The following is a 1,628-nucleotide window of genomic DNA, read 5'->3' on the forward strand; positions in this document are numbered from 1 at the left end:
CCGGGAGTTCAACGCCTATCTCGACTTCCGGCAACCGGTATTCGATGCCCTGCGTCTGGTCGCCGGCGGCGGCCGCGCCGACTTCGCGATGCGCGACGGCAAATACTCCGTGGTGCGCGACCGCATCCAGACGGTGCCTCAACAGCACATCACGCCGCGCAACAGCTGGGGCTTCCGCTGGCGGCGCGAGTTCCCGGACATGCCGCATGCCTTCCGGATCGCCTTCAAGAACCGCGAGAAGGACTGGCTGCTCGACGAGCGCGTCGTGCCGTTCGACGGCTGGACCGAGGACACCGCCAGCAAGTTCGCCGACCTGGAGTTCATCGGGATCACGGATCCCGCGCAGATCTTCCTGGAAGCGCGCTACCGCCAGGCCGACGCGAAGCTGCGGGCGACGCGCTACTGGTGCAACATGGACTTCGAGCACCTGGTGGCGCGCCACGGATCGCTGGTGCTCGTCACGCACGACGTGATCCTGGTCGGCATCAAAGCCGGGCGCATCAAGAGCCTCACGCTCGACGTCGGCAACAACGTGCTGGGCTTCGCCAGCGACGAGATCCTGCCGATGGAGCCGGGCAAGAGCTATGGCGTCTCCATCCGCACCGCGCTCAACTGCAAGGTGACGCGGCCGGTCGTGCTCGCGGTCGGCGAGAACAGCGCGGCCACCTTCACGACGCCGATCGGCGCCGAGGAAGCCGCGCAGCTCGGCCTCGAGGCCGGCAACCTGTTCGGCTTCGGCGAGGTCGGCAAGGAGACCCTGGAATGCCTGGTGAAGCGGGTGACCGCCGGCCCGGACTTCACCGCGCGGCTGGAGCTGATGCCTTACGCGCCGGCGGTGCTGGACGCGGACGCGGACCCGATCCCGCCGTTCGAGAGCAAGATCACGCTGCCGTCGCAGTTCAACTTCCGTGCGCCGGAACAGCCGATCGTCGAGGACGTGAAGTCGGACGAGAGCGTGCTGGCGGTGCAGCCGGACGGCAGCCTTGAGTCGCGCATTCACATCATCCTCGGGCGCAAGGCGACGCTGCTGCCGCCGGCGGCCGCGATCAAGGTGCGGTTCCGGCGCACGGATGCCGCACCGGCCGGCGCGTGGCGGAACATGCCGCCGTTCCCCGGCGACGCGACCGAGGTGTGGGCGCAGCCGGTCGACGACAACGTGGCGTATGACGTGGAGCTGCAGGCCGTGGCGGCCGACGGCAACGCGTCGGACTGGGCGCGGATCACCAACCACACGGTCATCGGGCAATCGACGCCGCCGCCGGACATCACCACGCTCACGGTCGAGACCACCAGCGACGGCCGCCGGCGCGTGCGCTGGGCTTATCCTACGCTACCGCGCGACCATCGCGGCTTCATTCCCCGGCGGCTGCCCGGCATCAGCTTCGATTTCGCGGCTGGTCAGAATCTCAGCGACGATCCGATCACCGGCACGTTCATCGACCTGCCAGTGCTGGACGGCACCTGGACCATCATGGTCAAGGCGATCGACCGCGCGGGCAACGTCAGCGTCAATCCGGCCTTTGCCATCATCACGCTCGGCACCGCCGAGGACTTCAACATCGTGTTGGAGCGCGATTATGCGGCGGAAGGATTCCCCGGAGCCATCACCGCCGGCTCGGTGATCGCGG

At 68.2% G+C, this 1,628-nt stretch carries 1 protein-coding gene; it reads left to right on the forward strand.

Annotated elements, in window-relative coordinates; all coding sequences use genetic code 11:
• Positions 1 to 1,628 (forward strand): phage tail protein (locus tag DTX69_RS29865; protein WP_284736167.1); only part of this gene is annotated, 1,628 nt, incomplete at both ends.

Origin of the sequence: Dongia deserti (assembly GCF_003574735.1) — a bacterium.
Taxonomy (GTDB): domain Bacteria; phylum Pseudomonadota; class Alphaproteobacteria; order Dongiales; family Dongiaceae; genus Dongia_A; species Dongia_A deserti.